At 55.8% G+C, this 21,815-nt stretch carries 22 protein-coding genes; 13 read left to right on the top strand and 9 right to left on the bottom strand.

What is annotated here, in order from left to right:
* Positions 1-84 precede the first annotated feature (84 nt).
* The 3 genes from R5L00_RS02205 (at position 85) to R5L00_RS02195 (ending at position 2,883) form a co-directional block, all read left to right on the top strand.
* Positions 85-1,497 carry a DUF2252 domain-containing protein gene (locus tag R5L00_RS02205; RefSeq protein ID WP_317653128.1) on the top strand — a complete coding sequence of 471 codons (1,413 nt, stop codon included), beginning with the start codon at positions 85-87 and terminating at the stop codon, positions 1,495-1,497.
* 351 nt (positions 1,498-1,848) lie between these two features.
* Positions 1,849-2,349, top strand: a complete 501-nt coding sequence (locus R5L00_RS02200) for a hypothetical protein (RefSeq protein ID WP_317653127.1) — start codon at positions 1,849-1,851, stop codon at positions 2,347-2,349.
* Positions 2,350-2,421: 72 nt separating this feature from the next.
* Positions 2,422-2,883 (top strand): YMGG-like glycine zipper-containing protein, encoded by a 462-nt coding sequence (locus tag R5L00_RS02195; protein WP_317653125.1) that lies wholly within the window; start codon positions 2,422-2,424, stop codon positions 2,881-2,883.
* A 6-nt stretch (positions 2,884-2,889) separates the two neighbouring features.
* Here the strand turns inward: R5L00_RS02195 and R5L00_RS02190 are convergent, their stop codons facing one another.
* Together R5L00_RS02190 and R5L00_RS02185 are read right to left on the bottom strand one after the other, a co-directional pair.
* Positions 2,890-3,291: a hypothetical protein gene (locus tag R5L00_RS02190; RefSeq protein ID WP_317653123.1), complete on the bottom strand. Its 402-nt coding sequence runs from the start codon at positions 3,289-3,291 to the stop codon at positions 2,890-2,892.
* A 375-nt stretch (positions 3,292-3,666) separates the two neighbouring features.
* Positions 3,667-4,110 carry a DUF2501 domain-containing protein gene (locus R5L00_RS02185; protein WP_317653122.1) on the bottom strand — a complete coding sequence of 148 codons (444 nt, stop codon included), beginning with the start codon at positions 4,108-4,110 and terminating at the stop codon, positions 3,667-3,669.
* A 938-nt stretch (positions 4,111-5,048) separates the two neighbouring features.
* On the opposite strand from R5L00_RS02185, the gene R5L00_RS02180 reads away from it, so the two are divergent.
* The 5 genes from R5L00_RS02180 (at position 5,049) to R5L00_RS02160 (ending at position 10,366) form a co-directional block, all read left to right on the top strand.
* Entirely contained in the window at positions 5,049-5,621 is a 573-nt protein-coding gene (locus R5L00_RS02180) for a sulfatase-like hydrolase/transferase (protein ID WP_317653120.1), read from the top strand.
* A 262-nt stretch (positions 5,622-5,883) separates the two neighbouring features.
* Positions 5,884-6,681: a hypothetical protein gene (locus tag R5L00_RS02175; RefSeq protein WP_317653118.1), complete on the top strand. Its 798-nt coding sequence runs from the start codon at positions 5,884-5,886 to the stop codon at positions 6,679-6,681.
* A 570-nt stretch (positions 6,682-7,251) separates the two neighbouring features.
* Positions 7,252-7,551 carry a ComEA family DNA-binding protein gene (locus tag R5L00_RS02170; protein WP_317653117.1) on the top strand — a complete coding sequence of 100 codons (300 nt, stop codon included), beginning with the start codon at positions 7,252-7,254 and terminating at the stop codon, positions 7,549-7,551.
* Between the two features lie 248 nt (positions 7,552-7,799).
* Entirely contained in the window at positions 7,800-9,614 is a 1,815-nt protein-coding gene (gene typA, locus R5L00_RS02165) for a translational GTPase TypA (protein WP_317653115.1), read from the top strand.
* Positions 9,615-9,742: 128 nt separating this feature from the next.
* Entirely contained in the window at positions 9,743-10,366 is a 624-nt protein-coding gene (locus R5L00_RS02160) for a DsbA family protein (protein ID WP_317653113.1), read from the top strand.
* Between the two features lie 122 nt (positions 10,367-10,488).
* Here R5L00_RS02160 and R5L00_RS02155 read toward each other — a convergent pair whose 3' ends face one another.
* From R5L00_RS02155 to R5L00_RS02145, 3 genes are all read right to left on the bottom strand, one after another.
* On the bottom strand, positions 10,489-11,157 hold the full coding sequence (locus R5L00_RS02155) for a hypothetical protein (protein WP_317653110.1): 669 nt from the start codon (positions 11,155-11,157) through the stop codon (positions 10,489-10,491).
* Between the two features lie 400 nt (positions 11,158-11,557).
* Positions 11,558-12,628: a phosphotransferase gene (locus tag R5L00_RS02150; protein ID WP_317653107.1), complete on the bottom strand. Its 1,071-nt coding sequence runs from the start codon at positions 12,626-12,628 to the stop codon at positions 11,558-11,560.
* 164 nt (positions 12,629-12,792) lie between these two features.
* Complete coding sequence (locus R5L00_RS02145; RefSeq protein ID WP_107692491.1) at positions 12,793-13,170, bottom strand: exosortase system-associated protein, TIGR04073 family; 378 nt, start codon at positions 13,168-13,170, stop codon at positions 12,793-12,795.
* 434 nt (positions 13,171-13,604) lie between these two features.
* Between R5L00_RS02145 and R5L00_RS02140 the strand changes: the two genes are divergently transcribed.
* Both R5L00_RS02140 and R5L00_RS02135 read left to right on the top strand, forming a co-directional pair.
* The gene (locus R5L00_RS02140; protein WP_317653105.1) at positions 13,605-13,811 is read left to right on the top strand and encodes a hypothetical protein; all 207 of its coding nucleotides are present in this window, start codon (positions 13,605-13,607) and stop codon (positions 13,809-13,811) included.
* Positions 13,787-15,718 (top strand): glycosyltransferase family 39 protein, encoded by a 1,932-nt coding sequence (locus R5L00_RS02135; RefSeq protein WP_317653103.1) that lies wholly within the window; start codon positions 13,787-13,789, stop codon positions 15,716-15,718. The genes R5L00_RS02140 and R5L00_RS02135 overlap by 25 nt, the downstream gene beginning before the upstream one ends.
* A 170-nt stretch (positions 15,719-15,888) precedes the next feature.
* Here R5L00_RS02135 and R5L00_RS02130 read toward each other — a convergent pair whose 3' ends face one another.
* From R5L00_RS02130 to pdxJ, 4 genes are all read right to left on the bottom strand, one after another.
* Positions 15,889-16,326, bottom strand: a complete 438-nt coding sequence (locus R5L00_RS02130; RefSeq protein ID WP_107692492.1) for an Hsp20/alpha crystallin family protein — start codon at positions 16,324-16,326, stop codon at positions 15,889-15,891.
* A 257-nt stretch (positions 16,327-16,583) separates the two neighbouring features.
* Complete coding sequence (nagZ, locus tag R5L00_RS02125; protein WP_317653101.1) at positions 16,584-17,636, bottom strand: beta-N-acetylhexosaminidase; 1,053 nt, start codon at positions 17,634-17,636, stop codon at positions 16,584-16,586.
* A 4-nt stretch (positions 17,637-17,640) separates the two neighbouring features.
* The gene (gene acpS / locus R5L00_RS02120) at positions 17,641-18,018 is read right to left on the bottom strand and encodes a holo-ACP synthase (RefSeq protein WP_317653100.1); all 378 of its coding nucleotides are present in this window, start codon (positions 18,016-18,018) and stop codon (positions 17,641-17,643) included.
* Positions 18,015-18,740 carry a pyridoxine 5'-phosphate synthase gene (pdxJ, locus tag R5L00_RS02115; RefSeq protein ID WP_317653099.1) on the bottom strand — a complete coding sequence of 242 codons (726 nt, stop codon included), beginning with the start codon at positions 18,738-18,740 and terminating at the stop codon, positions 18,015-18,017. Before pdxJ ends, acpS begins: the two co-directional genes overlap by 4 nt.
* Positions 18,741-18,800: 60 nt before the next feature.
* On the opposite strand from pdxJ, the gene R5L00_RS02110 reads away from it, so the two are divergent.
* From R5L00_RS02110 to R5L00_RS02100, 3 genes are all read left to right on the top strand, one after another.
* Positions 18,801-19,244, top strand: coding sequence for a hypothetical protein (locus R5L00_RS02110; protein WP_317653098.1), 444 nt, complete (start codon positions 18,801-18,803; stop codon positions 19,242-19,244).
* A gap of 538 nt (positions 19,245-19,782) precedes the next feature.
* Positions 19,783-20,691 (top strand): universal stress protein, encoded by a 909-nt coding sequence (locus R5L00_RS02105; RefSeq protein WP_317653097.1) that lies wholly within the window; start codon positions 19,783-19,785, stop codon positions 20,689-20,691.
* A gap of 83 nt (positions 20,692-20,774) precedes the next feature.
* Positions 20,775-21,620: a PA4780 family RIO1-like protein kinase gene (locus R5L00_RS02100; protein WP_317653096.1), complete on the top strand. Its 846-nt coding sequence runs from the start codon at positions 20,775-20,777 to the stop codon at positions 21,618-21,620.
* The last annotated feature ends 195 nt before the right edge of the window (positions 21,621-21,815 follow it).

The following is a 21,815-nucleotide window of genomic DNA, read 5'->3' as shown; positions in this document are numbered from 1 at the left end:
CGGTATCGGTGTCGGGGTGAGGTTGAGACGATATCCTTCGCGCGCGCATCCAACGAACGTTCACTTCATTCCAAAAGGGACTTGATGATGGCAACCGTCAAAAAAAGACCTCCAAAATCCGAGACTGAAGTCAGTAGAGCAGAGCCTGCGCCGATTTTTCACTCTTACGAAGAACGTATTGCCACAGGCAAGGCGTTGCGCGAAAGTGTGCCGCGATCGAGCCACGCCAGGTGGAACCCGCTGACGAAGCGCCGTGATCCGATGGATGTCCTGGAAGAATCCAATCGGGGTCGACTGCCTGAACTGGTGCCGATCCGCTACGGGCGCATGCTCGCCAGCCCCTTCACTTTCCTGCGCGGCTCCGCGGCGCTCATGGCCCACGATCTCGCCGCCACCCCAAGCACAGGCATTCGGGTACAAGCCTGCGGAGACTGCCATTTGCTGAACTTTGGCTTGTTCGCTACACCGGAGCGCAACCTGGTCTTCGACATCAACGATTTCGACGAAACCCTTCCCGCCCCTTGGGAATGGGATATCAAACGGCTGGCCGTGAGTTTTGTGATCGCCGGACGGGATAACCGGTTGTCCGATGCAGAAAACCGGGACGTTGTGCTGGAGTGTGCGCGAGCCTATCGGGAACACCTGCGCGAGTATTCTCGGATGAGTCCTCTGGAGGTCTGGTATACGCGCCTGGACGTCAAAAACCTCATTGCCGCGGCGCCGGATGAAAAGGTGAGAAAGACACGCCAACGATATGCGGACAAAGCCCGAGAACGTATTGTCGAAAACCTCTTTCCCAAGATCGCAAGCCGGGCGGGCGGGCGCCATCAACTGGTCGATCAACCCCCGCTCCTTTTTCACGTGGCCGAACCAGACTTCGAGGAGCGGGTGCGCGAGGGCCTGGCTGCCTACCGGGAGTCGCTTTCCGACGAGCGCCGCGTGTTGCTGGATCGCTATCGCCTGGAAGACTTTGCACTTAAGGTGGTAGGCATTGGCAGCGTCGGCACGCGCTGCTTCATCGGGCTGTTTTTCGACGAAGAAAACCATCCCCTGATGCTTCAATTCAAGGAAGCCTGCCGCTCGGTCCTCGAACCGTATGCCGGGAAGAGCCGCCATGACAATCAAGGCCAGCGCGTCGTCATGGGACAACGCCTGATGCAGTCGTCCAGCGACATTTTTTTGGGCTGGACGCGAGGACGGCGGGGCTACCATTATTTTGTACGGCAATTACGGGACATGAAGATGTCGGTCCCCGTCGAGGGAGCATCAGCTGTGCAATTCAAGCGCTACGCCGGGCTCTGCGGATGGACTCTGGCACGCGCCCATGCCAAGTCCGGGGATGCCGCGACCATCAGCGGTTACCTGGGCAAAGGCGATACGTTCGACCAGGCGCTGGGAGATTTTTCCATGGATTATGCGGATCAGACCGAAAAGGATCATGCGGCCCTGGTGAAAGCGATGCGCTCGGGACGAGTGCAAGCTATCGTTGAAGAATAGCCGTCGGGTTTGCTGGGACGTGGAATGGAAAGCGTAAGATGACAGTTAAACTTGATCTGAGTCTTTTGCAGCGGGCAGCACGAAAGTCCGTTCTATCCGGCTTTTTTTAACTGATACATGTCGCTTTGTGGCGATAAAGCGGGTACTAGCCAGCCAGCCACGAGCCCCTCGACACATCTCATCCGGTGTGCAGGTGAAGCAGAGGCATTTAGTCGACCCGCTGCTATACTGAATTTTAATGGATGCCTGATCGACTACAGGTACCTGCTCTTCTGGTTACACCCTTAAGTAAGATAAGACGTTCGGCATAAAGCTCAACCAGTTACCCGTTACCTTTTGATGGAGGCAAAAATGATAAGAAATTATTCGTGGGAGATGCTGCGCGCAGTTGTTTTGGTCCTGGCTGCAACGTTGGCCGTGCCGGCGTTTAGCGCTGAGGACACCCAGGCAGGTGCCAGTGATATGGAAATATTGCGCGACAAGGTGCGCGCGGACAAGAAGTTTATTGTTGCGGAGAATATGGACCTGAGCGAGGAGGAGGCAAAGGGTTTCTGGGCGGTCTACGAGGCCTATCAGGCGGATCTGCACAAGCTCAACGAGCGCATGGCCAAGGTAATCAATGAATACGCCCTGGCGTACAACAAGGGTGCGCTAATGGACAAGACGGCACGCAAACTTATTGACGAAGCGATTGATATCGATGTGGACGAAGCCAAGTTGAAGAAGTCTTATGTGCCCAAGCTTAGCAAGGTTCTCCCTGGAGTAAAGGTGGCACGTTACCTTCAGATCGAGAACAAGCTTCGCGCCATCGTACGCTATGAACTCGCTTCTGCAATTCCGTTGGTGTATTGAGCCAGGAAGCCGCCGGGCTATCTCAAGGTGGACGGAATTTTTTAAATAGACGAGGAGGGCAGGAAAATGATCTTGAAATCGATAATGTCAGTGGCGGTGCTGGCCGCGCTCGCCAGCGCTCCGGCAATTGCGCAGCAGGTTATCTACCCGAAAAAAGGGCAGTCGGCAGCGCAACAGCAGAAGGATGAAAAGGAGTGCTACGCATGGGCCAAGAAGCAGACGGGCTACGACCCGGCGCAAGCCACCCAGTACGCGGCGCCGCCACCACCGCAACATGAAGGCGAGCGGGTAAAAGGCGCCGCCCGCGGCGCAGCTGGCGGAGCGATAATTGGTGCCATTGCTGGTGGCGCCGGCGCGGGCGCTGCGATTGGCGCCGTGGCGGGGACCATGGCGGGTGGGGCAAGGCAACGGCGTAAACAGGACAATTATGAGCAGGCCACCAGCCAACAGCAGCACGCTGCAGACCAACAGAAACAGCAATATCAGCGCGCCTATGGCGCGTGCTTTGAAGGCAAGGGTTACACAGTGAAGTAAAGACAATCAACCATGGCGTTGCCGGGTTGAGGGACCTATCGCAACCATATGGCAACGTCGGGCAGAGTGAGCCGGGTCATCTGGTCTGCCTCGCGGCACGGCCCAGGCGGGCATCCAGCATGCAAAGCCCATGAGCCAAAGGGTGTCCCATAGGCCGAATTGCACGCGCAGATCTTCCAGATAGACGATCTGAACATTTTCTAGATTGGCCAGGTCAGGCTTTAACTTTGCTGCCTCAACCAACTCGCGCGATATGAGGATGGTTTGCACCCCTGGCGGTGAGGCATGCATTCTGCATTCCAGCGCTACCTGCCGTGTAGTTAAGCATGGCAGGTGTGTGCGCCCCATGGCACTCATGCCATAAATCAGGCAGATGGTTTCAGTGACGTTGGGCATCAGCAAGCCCACATTTTCTCCTGGGGAACTGATCTTTCTGGCTAACTGCCCCAAGACCAAGCAACTGGTAGCTGACCGCCTCTTCTTGTTTCTCCTCGTCTTGATCACTCAGCACACATGGCCGCTCCCCGAGTTCGACTAACCGGCGTACGAGCCGTTGAGTCAACGGCCGTGTCGCGGGCGAGCTATGGAAGATGGCCATGATCGATGGTTGGGGCTTCGATTTCTCCTCAATAAAATTACGGAGTCGCCGCCGAGCGTGGGGTCGTAAACTGTACCGGGCAGAACTGGCCGCACGGGCATCCTTCGCATGGGTTACGCATCACTCACCCATCCGAAGGATGCCCCCGGTGTCCCTCTGACATTAGATCGACAACTGCAGGCTGATTAAAGCATCGACTTAGCCTGGTTGAGTATCTTTTCGCATGCCTTTTTCACTGCCTTACCCTTCAGCCCAGTCATGCTCAGATCCACACTCTGGCCGCTGCTGCCGGTCACAATACCTCGAGCGCCACTGATGTAGTCGGGGTTGCTTTCGGCCGGTTGATCTCCAGCACCGGTCATCTTTTCCATAAGCTGATCCTTGACCGAAGAAGCGCTATCGCCGCTCAGGTAATTGTTCTTCACGCAGTAGTCGATTATCCCTGCGGCATTACCTGTGCTTCCCGATGTGATGGAGGACAACGATCCCAACGACGAGGCCGCGCCGCCGAGTCCACTTCCGCGAGTGATATCTTTCAACTGGTCCAAGCCTTGGGCGGCAATGGAGCCTGAAAGGATTGCAACTGCAATACCGATGCTCGTTAACAGTGGGCGTCTGAAAATATTCATTAGCTTTCCTCCGGGTCGTTGACCGAATTTCATTTTTATAACAGAGCCTCCGGCTTCATTGAAGCCCTCGATTACGCAACTGCGCTCCCTCGTCTCACCGTTTCAATGTATCTGTCATGGGCGGACGGGCCTAAACGACGGGATATTGTTTTTAAAATTCCGCAGTTCCTTCCAGTCGCCACGCCACGTTGCGATTCCCCTATCTACCGGGTGAAGAGGCGGATTAATCGTCGCGGTTGACCGGCATCACGCCAATCTTGGTCCGGATCACCCTAACCGTTTTATAGACCAAGTCTGGTGTTACTGCCGGGACTCAAAACGGGGCGCGCGACCCGATAACGAAATGCACTAGCCGAAATCCGATAAGCGTTTCAGGAGAAACACTAAAAGCAGATTCCCGGCGTTGTCTGGCCCTCTATGCCTTCGTCATTCCTGGGAGGGTGGTCGCCACCGGATATAAAACCGCCATCACGGCCTCGGCCAGGAAGTCTCGGGAAGTATCGTTTTCGACGCGTTCATTCTTTCGGATGACTATACGGAGTCACTTCCCAGAATACGGAATACTTTCGGGTTACGTTTAATTCGGCGCAACCGGGGGCCGGTATTTTTTCGGTAATGATTTGAAAAACTGCTATTTTTAAATCATGGGCTCGATGTTCATTATTCTTTTTACGCTGCCCAGGGTAGATAAGTTACGGCGGTCCGGGCAGGGCAAATTTTGTCAACGGCCTTCGGGTGGAGTGAGCGGCATGCAGCAACACGGTAATGGCGGATAAACAAGGGCCGTGTAAGGTTGAGCAGTCTATAAGTTATATCCCAGTTCAGCTCTGGTTCTGATAACTAACAGACTAAAGAGGTATTTATGGCAACGTCACGACCGAATATCCTGGTCCTCTTCGACGATGACATCGGATGGTGGAACATAAACTACAACAACCATGGCCAGATGTGTTATCGGACCCCCAACATCGACCGCGTGGCCGCCGAAGGCGTCGGATTCACTGATTATATTATTATACGCAACAGAGCTGCACCGCAGGGCGCGCTGCTTTCATTACCGGACAGAATCCGGTCGTACCGGCCTGACCAGGGTGGGAACGCCCGGCGCCGACGCTGGATTGCAAAAGGAAGACCCGACCATTGCCGATCTGCTCAAGCCCCTGGGATACGCAACGGGCCAGCTCGGTAAGAATCACCTTGGGGACAAGGATGAGTTCCTGCCAACCGTGCACGGCTTTGACGAGTTCTTTGGCAATCTCTACCACCTGAACGCCCAAGAAGAGCCGGAACTTCCGGACTACCCCCGGGACCCGGAGTTCAGGAAGCGTTATGGTCCCCGAGGCGTGCTGCACTGCCAGGCGAACGGCAAGGGCGGACAGAAGATCGAGGACACCGGTCCGCTCACCAAGAAGCCAGGAGGCAAGCGGCGGCGCGAATCATTGACGAGCTGCTTGTTTCTCAAGCGATCCAGCTGGGGCTGGCGGTCGCGCCGGACGCTGCTGTATGCGTAAGGCAGGAGCAGATTAGTCGCGAGGTTTCGGGAACGCATGCTCTTCGACGCTGTGGTGGAACGACCGATCGTCGTTGATGGAAGCGGTGTGCTTGGAAGCAGTGTGCGGTAACACGTCATGGAACGCAGTGATTGGTGATCTCCTCGTTAAGGTTGTTATAAAACTCGGAGGCAATTTTGAGCCCGGGGTGGAGGTTTTTGTATTGCTGCCGGCAATATCGTAACGGGGAAGTGGTTAGCGGGCGAAGGAGGATTGAATAAATATGATTTGGGTGATTTTCGTCGCAACGGTTATCGTGGTGGTGCTCGCTATCGAGGCTGGATTCAGGCTCGGGTGTCGGGTGCGACAGAGGTCGGAGGACGAAAAGGAATCCTCGGTATCCGCCATCGCTGGCGCCATCCTTGCCTTGGCGGGGTTCATGCTGGCGTTCACCTTCGGGATTTCGTCGGATCGGCTGCACGATCGCAAGACGCTGGTACGGGATGAGGCCAATGCAATTGGCACCGCCTGGCTGCGGTCTGATGTTCTGCCGGAGCCGGATCGCGCGGAGGCGAAAGGGCTTTTACGGAAATACGTCGACGACCGCTTGGGCGCGGCTCAGGCGCAGGACCTCAGTCAGATGGAAGAACTCCTTGTTGAGTCTCGCCGAATCCAGGATCAGCTATGGGAAATGGCTGTCAAGAACGCGCGCAAGGACATGAACTCGGACGTTGCCGCGCTTTATATTGAATCGCTGAACGAGCTGATCAATATTCATGCTTTGCGTGCAGCTGTAGCCTTGCATGCGCAGATTCCCGGTATTATCTGGCTGGTTCTCTACGCCCTGGTCATTCTCGGCATGATCGCCACTGGATATCAGACCGCCATCACGGGCTCGGCCAGGAGGTCGCGAGCGGTATCGCTTCTGGCGCTCTCATTCTCTCTGGTGATTGCGCTGATCGCCGTGCTTGACCGCCCGGAAAGCGACTTTATCAGGGTTCCACAGGAGCCGTTGACCGACCTCCAGGCATCAATGGTTGCGGGAGGGGAAGCTCCTCCAGATGCCGGTCACGGGCGCTGATCAATGATTTTAGGAATATGGTCGGCGAGGGCCTGCACCCGTAACCGGCGTTGTCAAGCTGGTTCTCTACTCACTCGTCATTCGGGGCATGATTGCTGTCGGACACCAGATCGCGATCTGCGCCAATTCTGGCACTCTCGTTCCCTCTGGTGAGCACGCTGATCGCCGCGCTTGATCGCCCACCAAGCGACTTTCTCATGGTTCTACAGCGGCCGTTGACCGGCCTCCAGGCGTCATAGCTGCAAACTTCGAAGACGCGTTCAGACATTCGGCACAGGTCCTGACAAACCGGTCGGAATAATTGAAGCATCAGGCTCGAATGACAGCGGAATGCACAGGCGCCCGAAGTTCGGTATTTGGATGGGGCACCGTAAGCAGGCACCGATGTGATGCTGGTCACGATATGTATCTTAATTGACACAAATGAGCACGCCTCTACAGCAATTTTAAAAACGATGCCAAATCAGGTTAAGATACGTGAGTCTTTATCCGATACTTTTCGGTGTCGGACCGGGATAAAGGTTTTGACACACCTTTCCGCTGTTCATTTTAAACCATAAAGGAAAAAACATGCGCAAGCTACTCATGATTATGGCCATACCGCTGCTGTTCGCCGGTACGGCATTTGGAGCCGTCAATATCAATACTGCTACACAGGATGAGCTTCAGACCCTGAGCGGTATCACGGCGGCCAAAGCGAAGGCCATCATTGACTACCGTTCAAAAGCAGGCAAGTTCAAGGTGACTGAAGACCTGGCGAAGGTGGATGGTGTAAATGAACAGCACCTCGACATGAAGCAGCTCTACAGGGAAGTTACGGTTACCGGGCCCACGGTATTGAAAACGAAAGAAAAATCAGCAGCGAAGTAACACGAGCCGGCCACATTTTGAAACGTCCATGGAGACAGGTGCTTCGACACCGAATGCAAGCCTGATATGAACTAAACCACATCAGCGCACGTCAAACCATGCAAAACCCCCGGTCAATCCGGGGGTTTTGCTTTATTGCTTGTTGAAACACTCCTGACCGGGACTCCATAAACCCTATCAGGTGTGGGCGTACTTCTCCACAACTGGTATAATGCCGCCCTTTTGTCGCTCCGGCGAAGGAATCCTTTATGTCCCGTCCTATACGCAATATCGCCATCATCGCTCATGTCGATCACGGCAAGACGACTCTGGTGGATAAACTGCTTCATCAGGCAGGCTCTTTCGCTGCGCACCAGCACATTGCGGATCGGGTGATGGATTCCAGTGACATTGAGCGCGAGCGCGGCATTACCATACTTGCAAAGAACTGCGCGGTCGATTATGAAGGGGTCCATATCAATATTGTGGATACGCCGGGGCATGCCGATTTTGGCGGCGAAGTCGAACGCGTCCTGTCAATGGTTGACGGTGTGCTGCTACTAGTGGATGCGGTCGAGGGCCCCATGCCGCAGACCCGTTTTGTCACTAAAAAAGCGCTGGCGCTGGGTCTGCTTCCGATTGTCGTGGTCAACAAAATAGACCGCCCCGGCGCACGTCCGGACTGGGTCGTGAATCATACATTCGATTTGTTCGATAAGCTGGGCGCCAACGAAGACCAGATGGACTTTCCCGTAGTGTACGCCTCCGCGCTCAACGGTTACGCCACCACGGACCTGAAACAGCCCGGTACCGATATGCGCCCCCTGTTTGACGTCATCCTCAAGCATGTGAGCGCACCCACGGGCAACGCCGACGAACCGTTGCAGCTTCAGATCAGCGCCCTGGATTATTCCAGCTTTGTCGGGCGCATCGGTATAGGCCGCATCAGTCGCGGCCGGCTCAGGCCTGCTCAGGACGTGATGGTCATGGCTGGCGCAGCTACGCCGAAGAAGGCCAGGGTAAACCAGGTGCTGGGTTTTCGCGGGATTGAGCGTGTGCAGCTGGACGAGGCGCAGGCGGGAGACATCGTTTTGATCAATGGGATTGAAGAGCTCTGTATCGGCGCAACCCTTGCCGATATCAATCAGCCCGAAGCGTTGCCGATGCCCGCAGTGGATGAACCCACGCTGACGATGAATTTTCAGGTAAATACGTCGCCTTTTGCGGGTAAGGAAGGCAAGTTTGTTACGAGCCGCCAATTGCGCGAGCGGCTCGAAAAAGAGCTTCTCACCAATGTTGCGATGAAGCTGGAAGAAACGGGCGACACCGACTCCTTTCTGGTTTCCGGCCGGGGCGAACTGCATCTCACCATTTTGCTGGAAAGCATGCGTCGCGAAGGCTATGAGCTTGCTGTGTCCCGTCCGCATGTGGTGCTGCGGGAGATTGACGGGGTTAAATGCGAACCCTTCGAAATGCTTACCGTGGATGTGGAAGAAGCACATCAAGGCGCAGTAATGGAAGCGCTGGGAGCGCGTCGCGGCGATTTGCAGGATATGGTCTCGGACGAACGCGGCCGCGTGCGGCTGGATTACCGTATTCCCGCGCGGGGACTGATCGGATTCCAGTCGGACTTCATGACCATGACCCGTGGTACCGGCCTCATGAGTCACGTATTCGACGAATATGCCCCGCTACGGCCGGAAATTGCCGCCCGCCGCAATGGCGTGCTCATCTCCGCAGAGCAGGGGGAAGCGGTCGCCTACGCGCTTTGGAAATTACAGGAGCGTGGGCGCATGTTCGTCAGTCCGGGCGACCGCTTATACGAGGGAATGGTAATTGGCATTCACAGCCGTGACAACGATCTAGTCGTCAATCCGATAAAAGGGAAACAATTGACGAACGTACGTGCGTCCGGAACTGACGAAGCAGTGACCCTGACGCCGCCAATTCAGCTCACTCTGGAATCCGCGATCGAATTCATTGCTGATGATGAGCTGGTGGAGATTACCCCGAAAACCATCCGCATCCGCAAGCGTTTCCTGCAGGAACATGAACGCAAGAAAGCTTCACGCGCAGCGGCGTAGTCCCAACGAAGGGTAGGGCTGGCCTGGTTCGTCATGGGCTACCCTCCATTCATCCGCGCGGGTTGCTGGCTGGGCCTGTTTTCGGTCCGTCCATCGGCCCGGGCAATTGAGCGCAACCCGTACCTGCCGTGAACGAAAAAAACCTCTGGTATGTCGCTGATCCCATGTGCTCATGGTGCTGGGGATTCGCACCTGTAATCGAGCAAGTCCGGAATACGTATGGCCATCGCCTGAAAGTGGAGTTGTTACTGGGAGGGTTGCGGCCGGGGACCAGCCACCCGCTACCGTCCCCCCAGCGGCAGGAGATCCTCGGTCATTGGCAGGCTGTGCATCGGGTAACGGGACAGCCCTTCCAATTTGCGGGCGCGATGCCGGAGGGATTCATTTACGACACCGAGCCTGCTTGTCGCGCAGTAGTTGTCGTTTCGATGCTCAACCCAGAAGCGATCTTCACTTTTTTTCGTGCAGTGCAATCCGCTTTCTATGTCGAACAGAGAAACGTAACGGATGCCGTGGTCCTGGCCGAACTGGCCGGGGACGTGGGGCTGGAGACACAGCAGTTTCTGCAGGCGTTTGAATCCGACGCAGCCCGGGACATGACGCAAGGTCATTTTCACAGGGCGAGTCAGCTGGGTGTGCGCGGCTTCCCAACCCTGATAGGGCAGCAGGCGGCCTTATATTTGCTAATTTCCGGCGGCTACTGCCCGTTCGAAGAATTAAATCCCAAAATCATCCAGTGGCTGGATACATAGCTTGTAAGCCCGCGATCAGGAAAACTGCTGGCAAAATTGAACCACCGATCAAACAACTACGGTGAAACCTCGCTGATCTTCGGTTGGTGGTCGGGGCGCTTCTGGGTGACCTTGGACAGCGGCTACAGGCCGGTTCCAGTTGAAAACCCGAGGCGTTCCAGCAACGCGCGGAAGGTATCGCTGGCGATGATGAAGGCGATCAGATAGGAGGTTAAGCTTAGAAGGATAATGGTACCGACAGACCGCCATGGGCTCAAGGTGGAATAACGCCTCCACGTAGAGAGGAAATCTGCATCCTGCGGTGCTTCCCGGCTCCCGTACAAGTTCAATTCCGCGAGGATATTTTGCCGGGCCCGGCGTAGTGCATCCCGAACGCCCGTTCGATAAGCGGCGTCGATCAATTCAATCCGTTTAGCTTGGGTATCGAAGGAGGCTTCGGGTTTTGATGCGTTCCTGGCTGCTTCCTGGTAAAAATTCTGAAAGCGATCGACGTAACGACTGTCAGCCAGCATGGAATCAAGGAGGATTTGAATGTCCGCTATCAGCTCCTTGCCGGGCCTGGGATGCGGGGCCGCGGGTTCCGGTTTCAGCACTCTGCCTATTTCCTGAATAAACTCGCGTTCTTTTCGGGTAATAAGCCTGAGCCAGATTGCCTCCACAGCTTGAGGGGAAGGCAGGCGGGATTTCTGGTCGTGGCCGGCGTCTTCATAGAGCTTTTCCAGCTCTATATTCGCAGCGCTTTCGCAATCGGCATCAATTGTCTCCAGCCCGGTTCTGAGAGTATCACTCATAATGATTGCGGAAGCAGTCCCTCTTGGTTGAGATCATGAAACCATTTCGTGGTCCGCTGTACAAGCGCGGGAAGTTAAGTGGGGCCGCCCCCCAACCTGCTATGCGATGCGCGAGTAATCAAACCGTGGGCCATCCCACCCGCCGCGGGCGGGTGTACGATCAACCTTAACGCTTGCCCTTAGCACTCACCCGTGCACTCGCTCGTATTCTCCCGCACAACCGCGTCATCAGCGGCCTTTTTACCAATTACCAAGTGTAACGTAATTTAAAAGCCTCGTGCGTTGAGTACCTTCCCCTGGCGGCGATTGCGCTGTAAACGACGGGGCGCATCAGCCGCCGCCTGACGCTCAGCTGTCGACCATTTATTGGAACATTCTCGCGATTCAACCGGCCGCGGTGTCAGATCGGTATCGCGGCGAAGGCGTCCAGATCCTCTACGGCAGCGGCTACGCGGCGAATGAGCTCGTGGTTGCTCTCGGGCTCGATCATTCCCCCCACCGCTAGCGAGACAATCATGGCCTCGAAGGGATAGGGCAGGTGCGCGCCATATCGCTGCCACAGACTGCCGGGATCAATCCCTGTAATTCCATGTTGTGCGAGCACTTGCGCATAGGTTGTCAGAAAACGGGCTTCGTGCGCCCGCCGCACCTCGGGTTTGAGTGCGGTAGCAAGAAAATAGGAAATATCCGCGACTCCCTCGCCGAAGCGCACCAGTTGCCAGTCGAGGAGGCCGGGTTGGGACTGGCGCCAAAATATATTTCCCGGGTGACAATCATGATGCACAAGCGTTTGCGGGCCATCTGAAAGAAAACGCATTGCCTGGCGGCGATGCCGGGCATAACGCACGGCCCATCCTCTAACCGCTGCGGGCACAAGCTTTCCGGCGCGCTTCAGGCCGCGCTGCATCAGAGGCACAGCCAGAGCTGTGCCCAGGTGATCCTCCAGCCGACGTACCGGGCCGGCAAGCCATCGATAGGTATGTGCGAGCGCCACCTTGTTCCAAAAGAAAGCATGAAAACGGGCAAGTTGCTCAATGACGAGTGTGGCTTGCGCCGGGGTCAGGGCGTCGCCTGGTCGGCCCGCCGTAGCCCCGGCTTCAGTCACATCGCCGAGAACCAGTGTTGCGCCTCTCCCAGGCTTGCTCTGGGCCGCGAGAAATCCCGGGACGGCCAGCGGAACGGCATGCGCCGCTTCTTTGTAGAAACGTACCTCCGTATGCAGCAGTCCCGGCAAAGCCGTGATGAGCCGCGCGCGCCAGTCGAGCGATGGCAATTTCACAAACCATCGCCGGGGCAGCGCTGCGGGACCATCATGTTCTATTGCAAGGCGTACTCGGGTGGTCGTGCCGATATCAACAGAGACGGTAGTGACCTCCGATACGATTACGTCCGGGTAACCATGTTTAACCACTCGTTGAGCCCAGTCTATGGTTAAATCGCTGGGGCGCCGTGCAAGGATTTTCTGCTTCATTTGTTTTTATTATGGCCGGCTCGTTGTTGAACCCGCGGACGATCCCTCGTATCGCTACCGTTCTGCGTGCTCCACAATTAATATTGTCTCGGATGGCCTGATCCCTCAAACCTCCATAAAAAAGGGAGCCGAGGCTCCCTTTTTTATAAATGAGTTTCGAAAGATTATTTAGTATCCGTCGATAACTTCCAATCGGGGTTATAGTGGGTTTTCTTATCCCAATTTTTCCAGATAAAGTCAGGCTCAATAATGGGTTTGGTGGGGATCACAAATGTCACCAGATCGACAACGCCGGTCAACGTGCGCCCGACTCCGTGTAAAATACCGGTAAAGAACCCGACGGGGACTCCATAAGCTGGGCCCTTCTCGTTGGTTTCTATGATGATGTTCTTCGGGATTTCCCCAATTCCCGTTACGGTGTTTGCAATACCATGAGCCAGCTTATCACCTACGCCTTCCACGTAATCGTGGGCCATAGCAGCTTGTGGCGAAAAGAAAAAAAGCGCAGATAGTATCAGTAGTGATTTAAACGTGTTTTTCATCGATACCTCCCTATTAATTGATAAATTAAAGCCGATCTAATACTAGCACACCGTTGAGGATATGGGTACGGCATTTAAAAAATTGAAGCGCTCAGCAATAAAACGTCGTCCAGGAGCCGATTTCGGCGTGATGACGGCTTTAGTCACGTGCGCTGGTGCATTCCAGCCATACTCCTCTTGAATAATTATGCTACGCTTCGGCATGCTTGTCACAGCTGCGCTTATTGCAACCAGGAAATGACTGGACACCTCGCAAGAAAATAACAACCCACGTGAGTTCTTTAAGCCAATTTCCAGCTGGCGCGGGGTTCCTGTCGCCATGTTCTCTATCAGGGTCACCGGCAGGTTACGCGTCCAGTACAGCGAACCGGAATGCCATACGGTTTTCCGTCGCAGCTGCGCCGCTCAACGGTGGTGCCGAGATCGCTCCGCTCATGAGTCATTTATCTTCGGCTGACATCCCGTCGGAAAGCTTTGAGATGATCTTTGTGATCGACCGTTCAGGCGGGGAAGCGGTGGGGCGGGTTCGCGCCAGGGAAAAACGCGCGCATGTGCGCCTGGTGGAATGCGGGGAAAAGCCCAATCACGCGCATCCTGTTCCGGCAATTTCGCATCAATGGCTCTTCCGCAACGCCCGATGAATCGCGCGGGAGATACCGTTATAGCCGGTGCCGGCAGCCGCCGCTTCGCAGTGGTCGCGTTGTTGGGTGCGGTAGTTGACGTGTTGCTGTTTCTTTTGCTCACGAGTCAGGGGGCAGGGCTGGCGTTGGCTCATATCCTGAGCTTTCTCCCGGCAGCCGCGATCAATTACTCTCTACTCCCGAAATTGTCGCAGCAGGACGCCCGCGTTCGCTGGTCGCAATTCGGGCGCTTCATGCTGACCAGCATGCTTGCCTTATCGATGCGCGGCGGCGTATTGGCATTATTTGTCTATGTCTGGCAAACGCCCGCATTTATAGCCATTGTTCCGGCCGTCGCCGTGACTGCTGTCATCCTTTACTTTGGCTCCAACTTCTACGTACTCTCCGCGGGTTCGGGTTCCGCTTCGGTCGAGTCACGCTGGCGCGTCGCCTCTTTCGGGATTGTCACGTTTGCGGTGTTATTACGACTGATCTATATGGGCGTGGCGCAACTGATTCCCGACGAGGCATACTATTGGAACTATGCGCAGCACATGGACCTGAGCTTTTTCGATCACCCGCCGATGGTTGCGTGGCTGATCTGGCTGGGGACTTCCATATTCGGCGATAATGAGTTTGGCGTTCGAATCGGCGCCTTCGTATGTGGGCTGGTCGCGATGGCTTACCTGTATGCGCTGGCAAGTAACCTGTACGATAAGTCGACAGGCATTCGAGCCGTTCTGCTGCTCGCTGTGCTGCCGCTGGGTTTTGTAACGGCGGCGCTCATGACACCAGATCCACCTCTGGTCGCTGCCTGGGCCGCTACGTTGTATTACATGGAACGAGCGTTGCTGGCTGATAGTCGTTCGGCCTGGCTGGGCATGGGGATCGCGTTCGGTCTCGGAATTCTCTCTAAATACACCCTGGGTCTCCTCGGGCTCGCGGCGCTTGTATTCGTCATTCTCGACCCCAGTTCACGCCGCTGGTTCCGCCGCCCTCATCCGTATCTGGCCGCATCCCTCGCATTGCTGCTGTTTTCGCCCGTGATTATGTGGAATGTGGAAAATGGCTGGGCATCGATCCTGTTCCAGTCGCAGCGGGCAACGGGAATAGGCAACCAATTTTCATTGCATTGGTTGTTCATTCATATGTTACTGGTGCTGACGCCGGTCGCTTTTGTCGCTGCCTGCCTTGCCTTATTGGCACGAGACCATTCCCAAAGCCCAGCTATGCGGCGGCGGCGCCTGTTCATCAGGGTATTCGCGCTAGTGCCGCTCGCAGCTTTTTTTTCGCTCAGCCTGTTCGGGGCGCCCAAATTTCACTGGACGGCGCCCGTATGGCTTGCGGTCTTACCGGCGATGGCGTGGATGATTGGGCAGCCTGGCAATTGGCAGGGTATCGGCCGCTGGGTGTTAGCGGCCTGGAAACCGACCATTGCGGTTTGCCTGCTTTTCTATGCGGTTGCGCTGCATTATGTTGCCCTCGGGGTCCCAGGGGTTCCCTATATGGGCTTCACGGAACACTACTTCTGGCGTGAAGCAACCCCTGAGGTCGAGAAGCTGGCGGAAGAGATTCAGCGTCAGACCGGTCAAAAACCCGTCGTGGTGGGCATGAGTAAGTGGTCGGTTTCCGCTGCATTGTCATTTTACGGACAGAAGTCCGACCCCATGGAGATACGCGCGCGCAACATGTTTCATCAAAGCGCCGCGATGTACGATTTCTGGTATCCATCTGAACCGGCAACAACCCGGCCTATCCTTCTGGTGGGCATGAAACCCCACCAGCTCGAGCATGATGTGCACGGTGTGGACAACATCACGCCGTCGCTGGTCCGACCCGGCCCAACACAGGAGCTGGTCATTTACAAGGACAATAGGCCGCTGCGACGCATCTACTATCGCGTGGCGTCCGGCTACAATCCTGTTTGAATATGGGGTTTGCCGCTGGGCGACGGTCGGATTTCAGCGACAAAAAAGGAAAGGGGCCGTTTTGTGGAACACAATCTTGCCACGGCCCCCTATGAGATTCTTATCGAAATCGTTATGGCCCGGCTTAGGCACGATGCCCGGACGCTTCCTTAACGTGCTACATTCCTGTCTTATTCAGCCGACGTCACATTGATCTTCTTGGGCTGAACCGCTTCCCGTTTGGGAATGACAATTTCAAGCACTCCATTATTTGATTTCGCTGATATCGCATCAGGATTCGCGGTATCGGGCAAGCTGAAGCGACGGTAAAACGAGCCATAGGTCCGCTCGACCCGCTTATAGCCTTCCCTTTCGGTTTTGGCTTCAGTTTTCTTTTCCCCCTTGATCGTCAACACTCCGTCTTCCATGCTGATGTCGATTTCTTCAGGTTTTACGCCGGGAAGATCGGCCTGTATTAGGAATTTGTCGGGATCTTCCTTGATATCGACAGCAGGCGCCCACTCCGCGGTAGCCGTCGATCCGTCGCCATTGGAGCCTTCCCGGGCGCGGTCCAGTTCTTTATGCAATTGATGCAATAAGCTCCAGGGTTCATAACGTGTAATAGGCACATTTCCTCCTGAGTCAGTGGTTGAAATAATTAAATTGCATTCATTTCTCAATATAGAGGCATTTGAATTTTTTTCAACCAAACCTCGGCAACGGGAATACAAATGTTCAGGCCGAGGCATCCGAGGCAGAGACGGTCACGCCATTCCCGGGGTCCGGCGGGGGGAAGTGGCTGATCAGGCAACCGGCAGGTATTATTCGAAGCAACGTCTGACCAAGTCTCACGCGCTCGGCGGAGCACTTGTGCACAGGTTTCCTTTTAGTTCCCTAAGGGCAACTCCCCGTTGCTCATTCCAATACCCGCGATATCTCGTACTGCTTTAACAAATTTGCTGTTTTCGTGCAGCTCGACGATGGACTCAGGGTGGGGGTGCCCATGCATGCGGGCCAGGCGAACGAGGCTGATGGCAGGGATATCCCAGCGTAACTCCGCGAGCAAGGTATCGGCAGCTTCCGGATTGTTGCATATCAGCACCATGTCACAACCTGCCTGCAGTGCGCTTTCGGCGCGTTGCAAGACATTTCCCGCAATTGCTGCGCCTTCCATGTTCAGGTCATCGCTGAAAATACATCCTTCAAACCCCAGCTCGCCGCGAAGTATTTTTTTTAACCAAACCCCGGAAAATCCGGCCGGGCGAATATCTACTTCCGGGTAAATCACATGCGCGGGCATAATGCCGATCAGCCCGAGCTCGATCATTTTGCGGAATGGAACCATGTCGTTCATTTCAATATCGGTGTAAGCGCGTCGATCGACCGGCAGTTCAAAGTGGGAATCGGCCTGGATGCAGCCGTGCCCTGGAAAATGTTTTCCCACTGCGTTCATGCCGCCCGACTTCAGCCCTGACATCAGGCTATGCGCGAGCTCGGCGATTACTTCGGGTTGGCGATGAATGGCACGATCACCGATGACGCAACTCGTGCCGTAGTCCATATCCAGAACCGGGGTGAAGCTGAAATCCACACCCGCCGCGCGCAATTCGGCCGCCAGCACGTAACCTGTCTGGCGCGCGAGGTGGCGCGCCTGCCCCGGATGTTCATCCCAGATTCTTCCCAGTTCCCGCATTGGAGGCAGTCGGGTGAAGTCGGTACGGAAACGCTGTACTCTGCCGCCTTCATGATCGACGGCAATAAGCAGCGGTGGCGTCCGAAGCGAGTGAATCTCGGCAGTCAGTTGCGTAAGCTGCGCGAGAGACGAGTAATTGCGGGTGAACAGGATCACGCCGCCAACCGCAGGGTGCAGAAGTTTTCTCTTATCGGCGGCAGTGAGTTTCGTGCCTTCGAGATCGAGCATGATGGGACCGAGCGTCATGATGTTATTTTTCTAATATGACAAATGCGCAGGCAAGGTTCAACTCGTCGCTGATGGAGAGATGATGACCGGTGATGCCCGCATTCCTGACCAGTGAGCTCAATTCGGGGTGGAAGGTGAAATAAGGTTTCCCCAGAGAGTCGTGGCTGATCTGGATTTTATTCAAGCTGACGGGATAGCGCATACCGGTCCCGATCGCCTTGGAGAGGGCCTCCTTGGCGGCGAATCGCTTGGCGAGAAACATGGCTGGCTGGCCGCTCTTCACATATTCGGGCCATTCCTCGTCGGAGAGCAGACGTTTGGCAAAGCGCTCCCCGTACTTCTCCAGCAGCCTTGCGATGCGGGATGGTTCGACCAGGTCCGTTCCGATTCCATAAATCATTTGCAGGCTTCCACCATAAGGTTTTTCATTTCCCGTACAGCCTGTTGGAACCCCACGAACAAAGCATGCGCTACAATGGCATGGCCGATATTGAGCTCGGATATGCCGGGGATACCTGCAATGGCCTGAACGTTTTGGTAATGCAGCCCATGCCCGGCATGGACCGCCAATCCCCGGGCAAGACCCTCGCGAACGGCGGCCCGGACGCGCGTCAGCTCATTTTGTTGCTCGTCCGCAGTTGGCGCATCGGCGTAATGGCCTGTGTGTATTTCGATAGCTGGAGCGCCCGCATGCGCCGCCGCCTCGATCTGTGCCGGATCGGCATCAATAAACAGCGATACGCGAATCCCGGCGGCCTCTAGCTTCCGGCACGCCCGCTGCACGGAGTCGAAGTAGCGCAGCACGTCGAGTCCGCCCTCCGTCGTCAGTTCTTCGCGCCGTTCCGGCACCAGGCAAACGTCATGTGGTTTAATACGCAGGGCGAAGTCCGTCATCTCATCGGTTACCGCGCTTTCAAGATTCATGCGGGTTTTTATCAAACCCCGCAGGGTCTCAACGTCGCTGTCCTGAATGTGGCGGCGGTCTTCGCGCAAGTGCAGCGTAATGGCATCCGCGCCGGCTGATTCGGCGACCAGTGCCGCTTCTACCGGGTCCGGGTAACGTGTAAGTCGAGCTTGTCGCAGCGTCGCGACGTGATCAATATTGACACCAAGTCTTATCATGTTTCATTAGTAACTGTAGTTGCGGCACCCGCCGGAATAGTCCGTGGCGGGCGTTTGCGGATGATAACGCATGCGGCGACTCGGCGCTTGCCCTCCGCAGGTGCGGGGGTCCCATCCAATGTATTCAAGTGGGTCCGCGTTACAAATCGACAGGCGCGCCGCCCTGCGATTACGGTCAAGGAAGCGTCGGCATTGCGTTTTGAAAGGGTTAAACCTGGGGCAGTCGGGCAGCCCGCGCCACGGTATCCGCACTATGGCGAACCCAGCCGGCAAAAACTGACTATACTAGTACAGTTTGTGTTCGACGATAAGGCCGACCGGCAGGTATCCCACATTTCCCGTAGCCAAGATTTCCGCGTGGAGGGTTCCTACCTCGCGCAATTTGGGCAATTCCCGTGTGCGGGGCAATGGGGCGTATCATGTTGCTATAAGCTTGAGCCGTATGAATGCATGCGGGAAGAAGGCAAACCGGACAAGCGACCCGCGCGTTTTCTTCGCCACTGAACGTACCCTTCCGCATCGGTAGGCACCGGGCGTACAATAATCGCCTTGGGTTGTATCATGGCCAGATTTGGTCTGTTTCTGAACCTCATGGCGGCGGTGCCTGACGTTTATGAGGCTGCTGCGCCCCATTGTGCTTCCAGCGCGCTTGGCACCATATTCTTGTCTTCGCCGGTTCTGCGGTCGTCCTGGGCGCTTTTTATAATCATCTGCTTTATATACGCTCTCTTCCACCAGGGGATATTCCCCGATTGGCCATTCCAGGGCTTACCGCATTGCTTTCTTTAACGGTTGCCATGGTGGGGATTCTGGTGGGGTCATACCTGATATTCACATAAGTATTATCTATACTTGCGATATGGTGGCAAGCCGTTACGATGCCGGTCGGAGTCGCTTGAGCAAATGCGCCACTGCCACATCAGGAAGGGCCACTGTAGCATGGGAAAGTGCAATAGACTCACAATCTGGGGCATGAAGACCTGGGCATAATGCGCAATTTCATGTGAGTTGAATAGATAATCATTTAGACGGGGAAGAACCAATGATATCGCCCATAAAACGAATCGTCGTCGGTACCGATATGTCCGCCATGGCGGCTCGCGCCGAAACGCGCGCCGCCATGCTTGCGCATGAGCTCGGTTGCGAATCGCTGGACCTGCTGCATGTCATCGATAGACTGGCGCTTGAATCGCTGCGTCACCTGGCCGAGCCTCTTGTGGATACCGAGCAGCACTTGATGGATTCCTCTCGCCGCCAGCTGGCCGAGGTTGAACGCAGGCTGTCCGATAGCTACGGGATCAGGGTAATGACGATGACCTTGAATGTGGGGCGCGCGCATAACGAAATCGCTCACTACGCCAAGTTGCTAAAAGCTGGGCTGGTGGTGCTCGGTGCTCACGGTGGCGGGTTGGTGCGCGAACTTTTTGTAGGCTCGACCGTCGACAAGGTGTTGCGCACGTTGCCTTGCCCGTTACTAATCGTTCGGCACGAGCCTCAGGCGCCTTATCAACGGATACTGGTTGCGGTGGATTTTTCGGAGTTATCGCGGCGAGTGTTGGAGATGGCAAGGAATATTGCGCCGCACGCGAGCGCCACCGTCCTGCACGCGTTTGAGGTTCCGCTGGTAACCAGATTACAACTCGATCCCGAAAAGATACAGGCTTATCGTGCTGAGTTGAGTGCCCGCAAAAGCGATGAGATGCTGGAACTTGTCTCCAGTTCGAGTAACGAAAGCGTTGCGTGGAATCACGTGGTGGAGCCGGGTGCTCCAGCCGATGTTATCCTGAAAAAAGCGCAAGCGCTGGAAGCTGATCTGATCATTATTGGCAAGCACGGCGAGGCGGGATGGGAAGATATGCTGCCTGGCGGTGTCACAAAGCAGGTCATCCAGTATGCGCCTTGCGACGTACTCGTGGTAGAACCGGTTGAGCCGGCGGGCGCTTCGCAATAGCAATAGGAGGTCAAAGATGGGAATGGGGGTAATCGTTTTGCGTGACCCCGGACGCTGTCACCGTTGAAAGCCATTCAAAACTGATGAAAATCCCAAAGAGAATCGAGCCGCTGGTCCAGGATGGTCTTGTGGATGAGGTCATCCGCCAGTTGATGAGCGGCAAGGAGGCCACCGTCTACGTTGTGCGCTGCGGGGAAGAGATTCGCTGTGCGAAAGTGTACAAAGAGGCGAATAAGCGCGGCTTCCGCCAAAGCGCGGATTACACCGAAGGCCGCAAAGTAAAAAACAGCCGACGCGCCCGTGCCATGGAGAAAGGAAGCCGCTATGGTCGCGAAGCGCAGGAAGAGGCCTGGCAAAATGCCGAAGTGGACGCCTTGTACCGGCTCGCCTCAGCCGGCGTGCGCGTGCCCCAGCCGTATAACTTTCATGCAGGGGTGCTGCTGATGGAACTGGTGGTTGACAGCGAGGGCAACGCGGCGCCCCGTCTCAATGATCTGGTGCTTACGGCAGAGCTGTCTCGCGAATACCATGACATTTTGATCAGGCAGGTTGTGCGTATGCTCTGCGCCGGAATTGTCCACGGCGATCTTTCCCGGTATAACGTTCTGGTCGACGCGGCAGGGCCCGTGATTATCGACCTTCCCCAGGCAATTGACGCAGCCGCCAATAACCAGGCCCGTCAAATGCTGCTGCGGGATGTCGAAAACCTGGCTACCTATTTCGGCCAATTTGCGCCTGAGTTGCGGTCCACCAACTATGGCATGGAGATCTGGTCACTCTACCAGAGCAGTAAGCTGCATCCGGAGACGGTTTTAACTGGATACTTCGAGCGCACCGAGAACCCTGTCGACATGAAAAGCGTCATGCGTGAAATTAACGACACGCTCAAGGAAGAAGAAGCGCGTCAACTTTATCGTACGTCGCGTTAGCTGCCAAACTCTACCCCGCCCGACCTGCGCAGACTCCCGCTAGCAGTCGAATAGAAAACCATCTGTTAGGCTTTCCGCCGCGCTTGTAAGGGAGCACTTACTTGATGCGCGGCAACGCCGGCCCAGCAGTATCCCACGAGCTCTGGCAGAAGCGTTTTCAACGCATCTGTCTGCCCACAGGGCGCCTACTCATTA

The sequence above is a fragment of the Nitrosospira sp. Is2 genome (genome assembly GCF_033095785.1).
GTDB lineage: Bacteria > Pseudomonadota > Gammaproteobacteria > Burkholderiales > Nitrosomonadaceae > Nitrosospira.
This window is presented reverse-complemented; position numbering and strand designations above follow the sequence as displayed.

Coding starts and splice junctions, on each gene's coding strand:
- R5L00_RS02155 (WP_317653110.1), bottom strand. CDS start 11,157: ATGAGTGATACTCTCAGAACCGGGCTGGAGACAATTGATGCCGATTGC.
- R5L00_RS02170 (WP_317653117.1), top strand. CDS start 7,252: ATGCGCAAGCTACTCATGATTATGGCCATACCGCTGCTGTTCGCCGGT.
- pdxJ (WP_317653099.1), bottom strand. CDS start 18,740: ATGATAAGACTTGGTGTCAATATTGATCACGTCGCGACGCTGCGACAA.
- R5L00_RS02145 (WP_107692491.1), bottom strand. CDS start 13,170: ATGAAAAACACGTTTAAATCACTACTGATACTATCTGCGCTTTTTTTC.
- R5L00_RS02110 (WP_317653098.1), top strand. CDS start 18,801: ATGATAACGCATGCGGCGACTCGGCGCTTGCCCTCCGCAGGTGCGGGG.
- R5L00_RS02175 (WP_317653118.1), top strand. CDS start 5,884: ATGATTTGGGTGATTTTCGTCGCAACGGTTATCGTGGTGGTGCTCGCT.
- R5L00_RS02150 (WP_317653107.1), bottom strand. CDS start 12,628: ATGAAGCAGAAAATCCTTGCACGGCGCCCCAGCGATTTAACCATAGAC.
- nagZ (WP_317653101.1), bottom strand. CDS start 17,636: ATGACGCTCGGTCCCATCATGCTCGATCTCGAAGGCACGAAACTCACT.
- acpS (WP_317653100.1), bottom strand. CDS start 18,018: ATGATTTATGGAATCGGAACGGACCTGGTCGAACCATCCCGCATCGCA.
- R5L00_RS02135 (WP_317653103.1), top strand. CDS start 13,787: ATGGCTCTTCCGCAACGCCCGATGAATCGCGCGGGAGATACCGTTATA.
- R5L00_RS02200 (WP_317653127.1), top strand. CDS start 1,849: ATGATAAGAAATTATTCGTGGGAGATGCTGCGCGCAGTTGTTTTGGTC.
- R5L00_RS02105 (WP_317653097.1), top strand. CDS start 19,783: ATGATATCGCCCATAAAACGAATCGTCGTCGGTACCGATATGTCCGCC.
- R5L00_RS02205 (WP_317653128.1), top strand. CDS start 85: ATGATGGCAACCGTCAAAAAAAGACCTCCAAAATCCGAGACTGAAGTC.
- R5L00_RS02180 (WP_317653120.1), top strand. CDS start 5,049: ATGGCCAGATGTGTTATCGGACCCCCAACATCGACCGCGTGGCCGCCG.
- R5L00_RS02100 (WP_317653096.1), top strand. CDS start 20,775: ATGAAAATCCCAAAGAGAATCGAGCCGCTGGTCCAGGATGGTCTTGTG.
- typA (WP_317653115.1), top strand. CDS start 7,800: ATGTCCCGTCCTATACGCAATATCGCCATCATCGCTCATGTCGATCAC.
- R5L00_RS02185 (WP_317653122.1), bottom strand. CDS start 4,110: ATGAATATTTTCAGACGCCCACTGTTAACGAGCATCGGTATTGCAGTT.
- R5L00_RS02140 (WP_317653105.1), top strand. CDS start 13,605: ATGAGTCATTTATCTTCGGCTGACATCCCGTCGGAAAGCTTTGAGATG.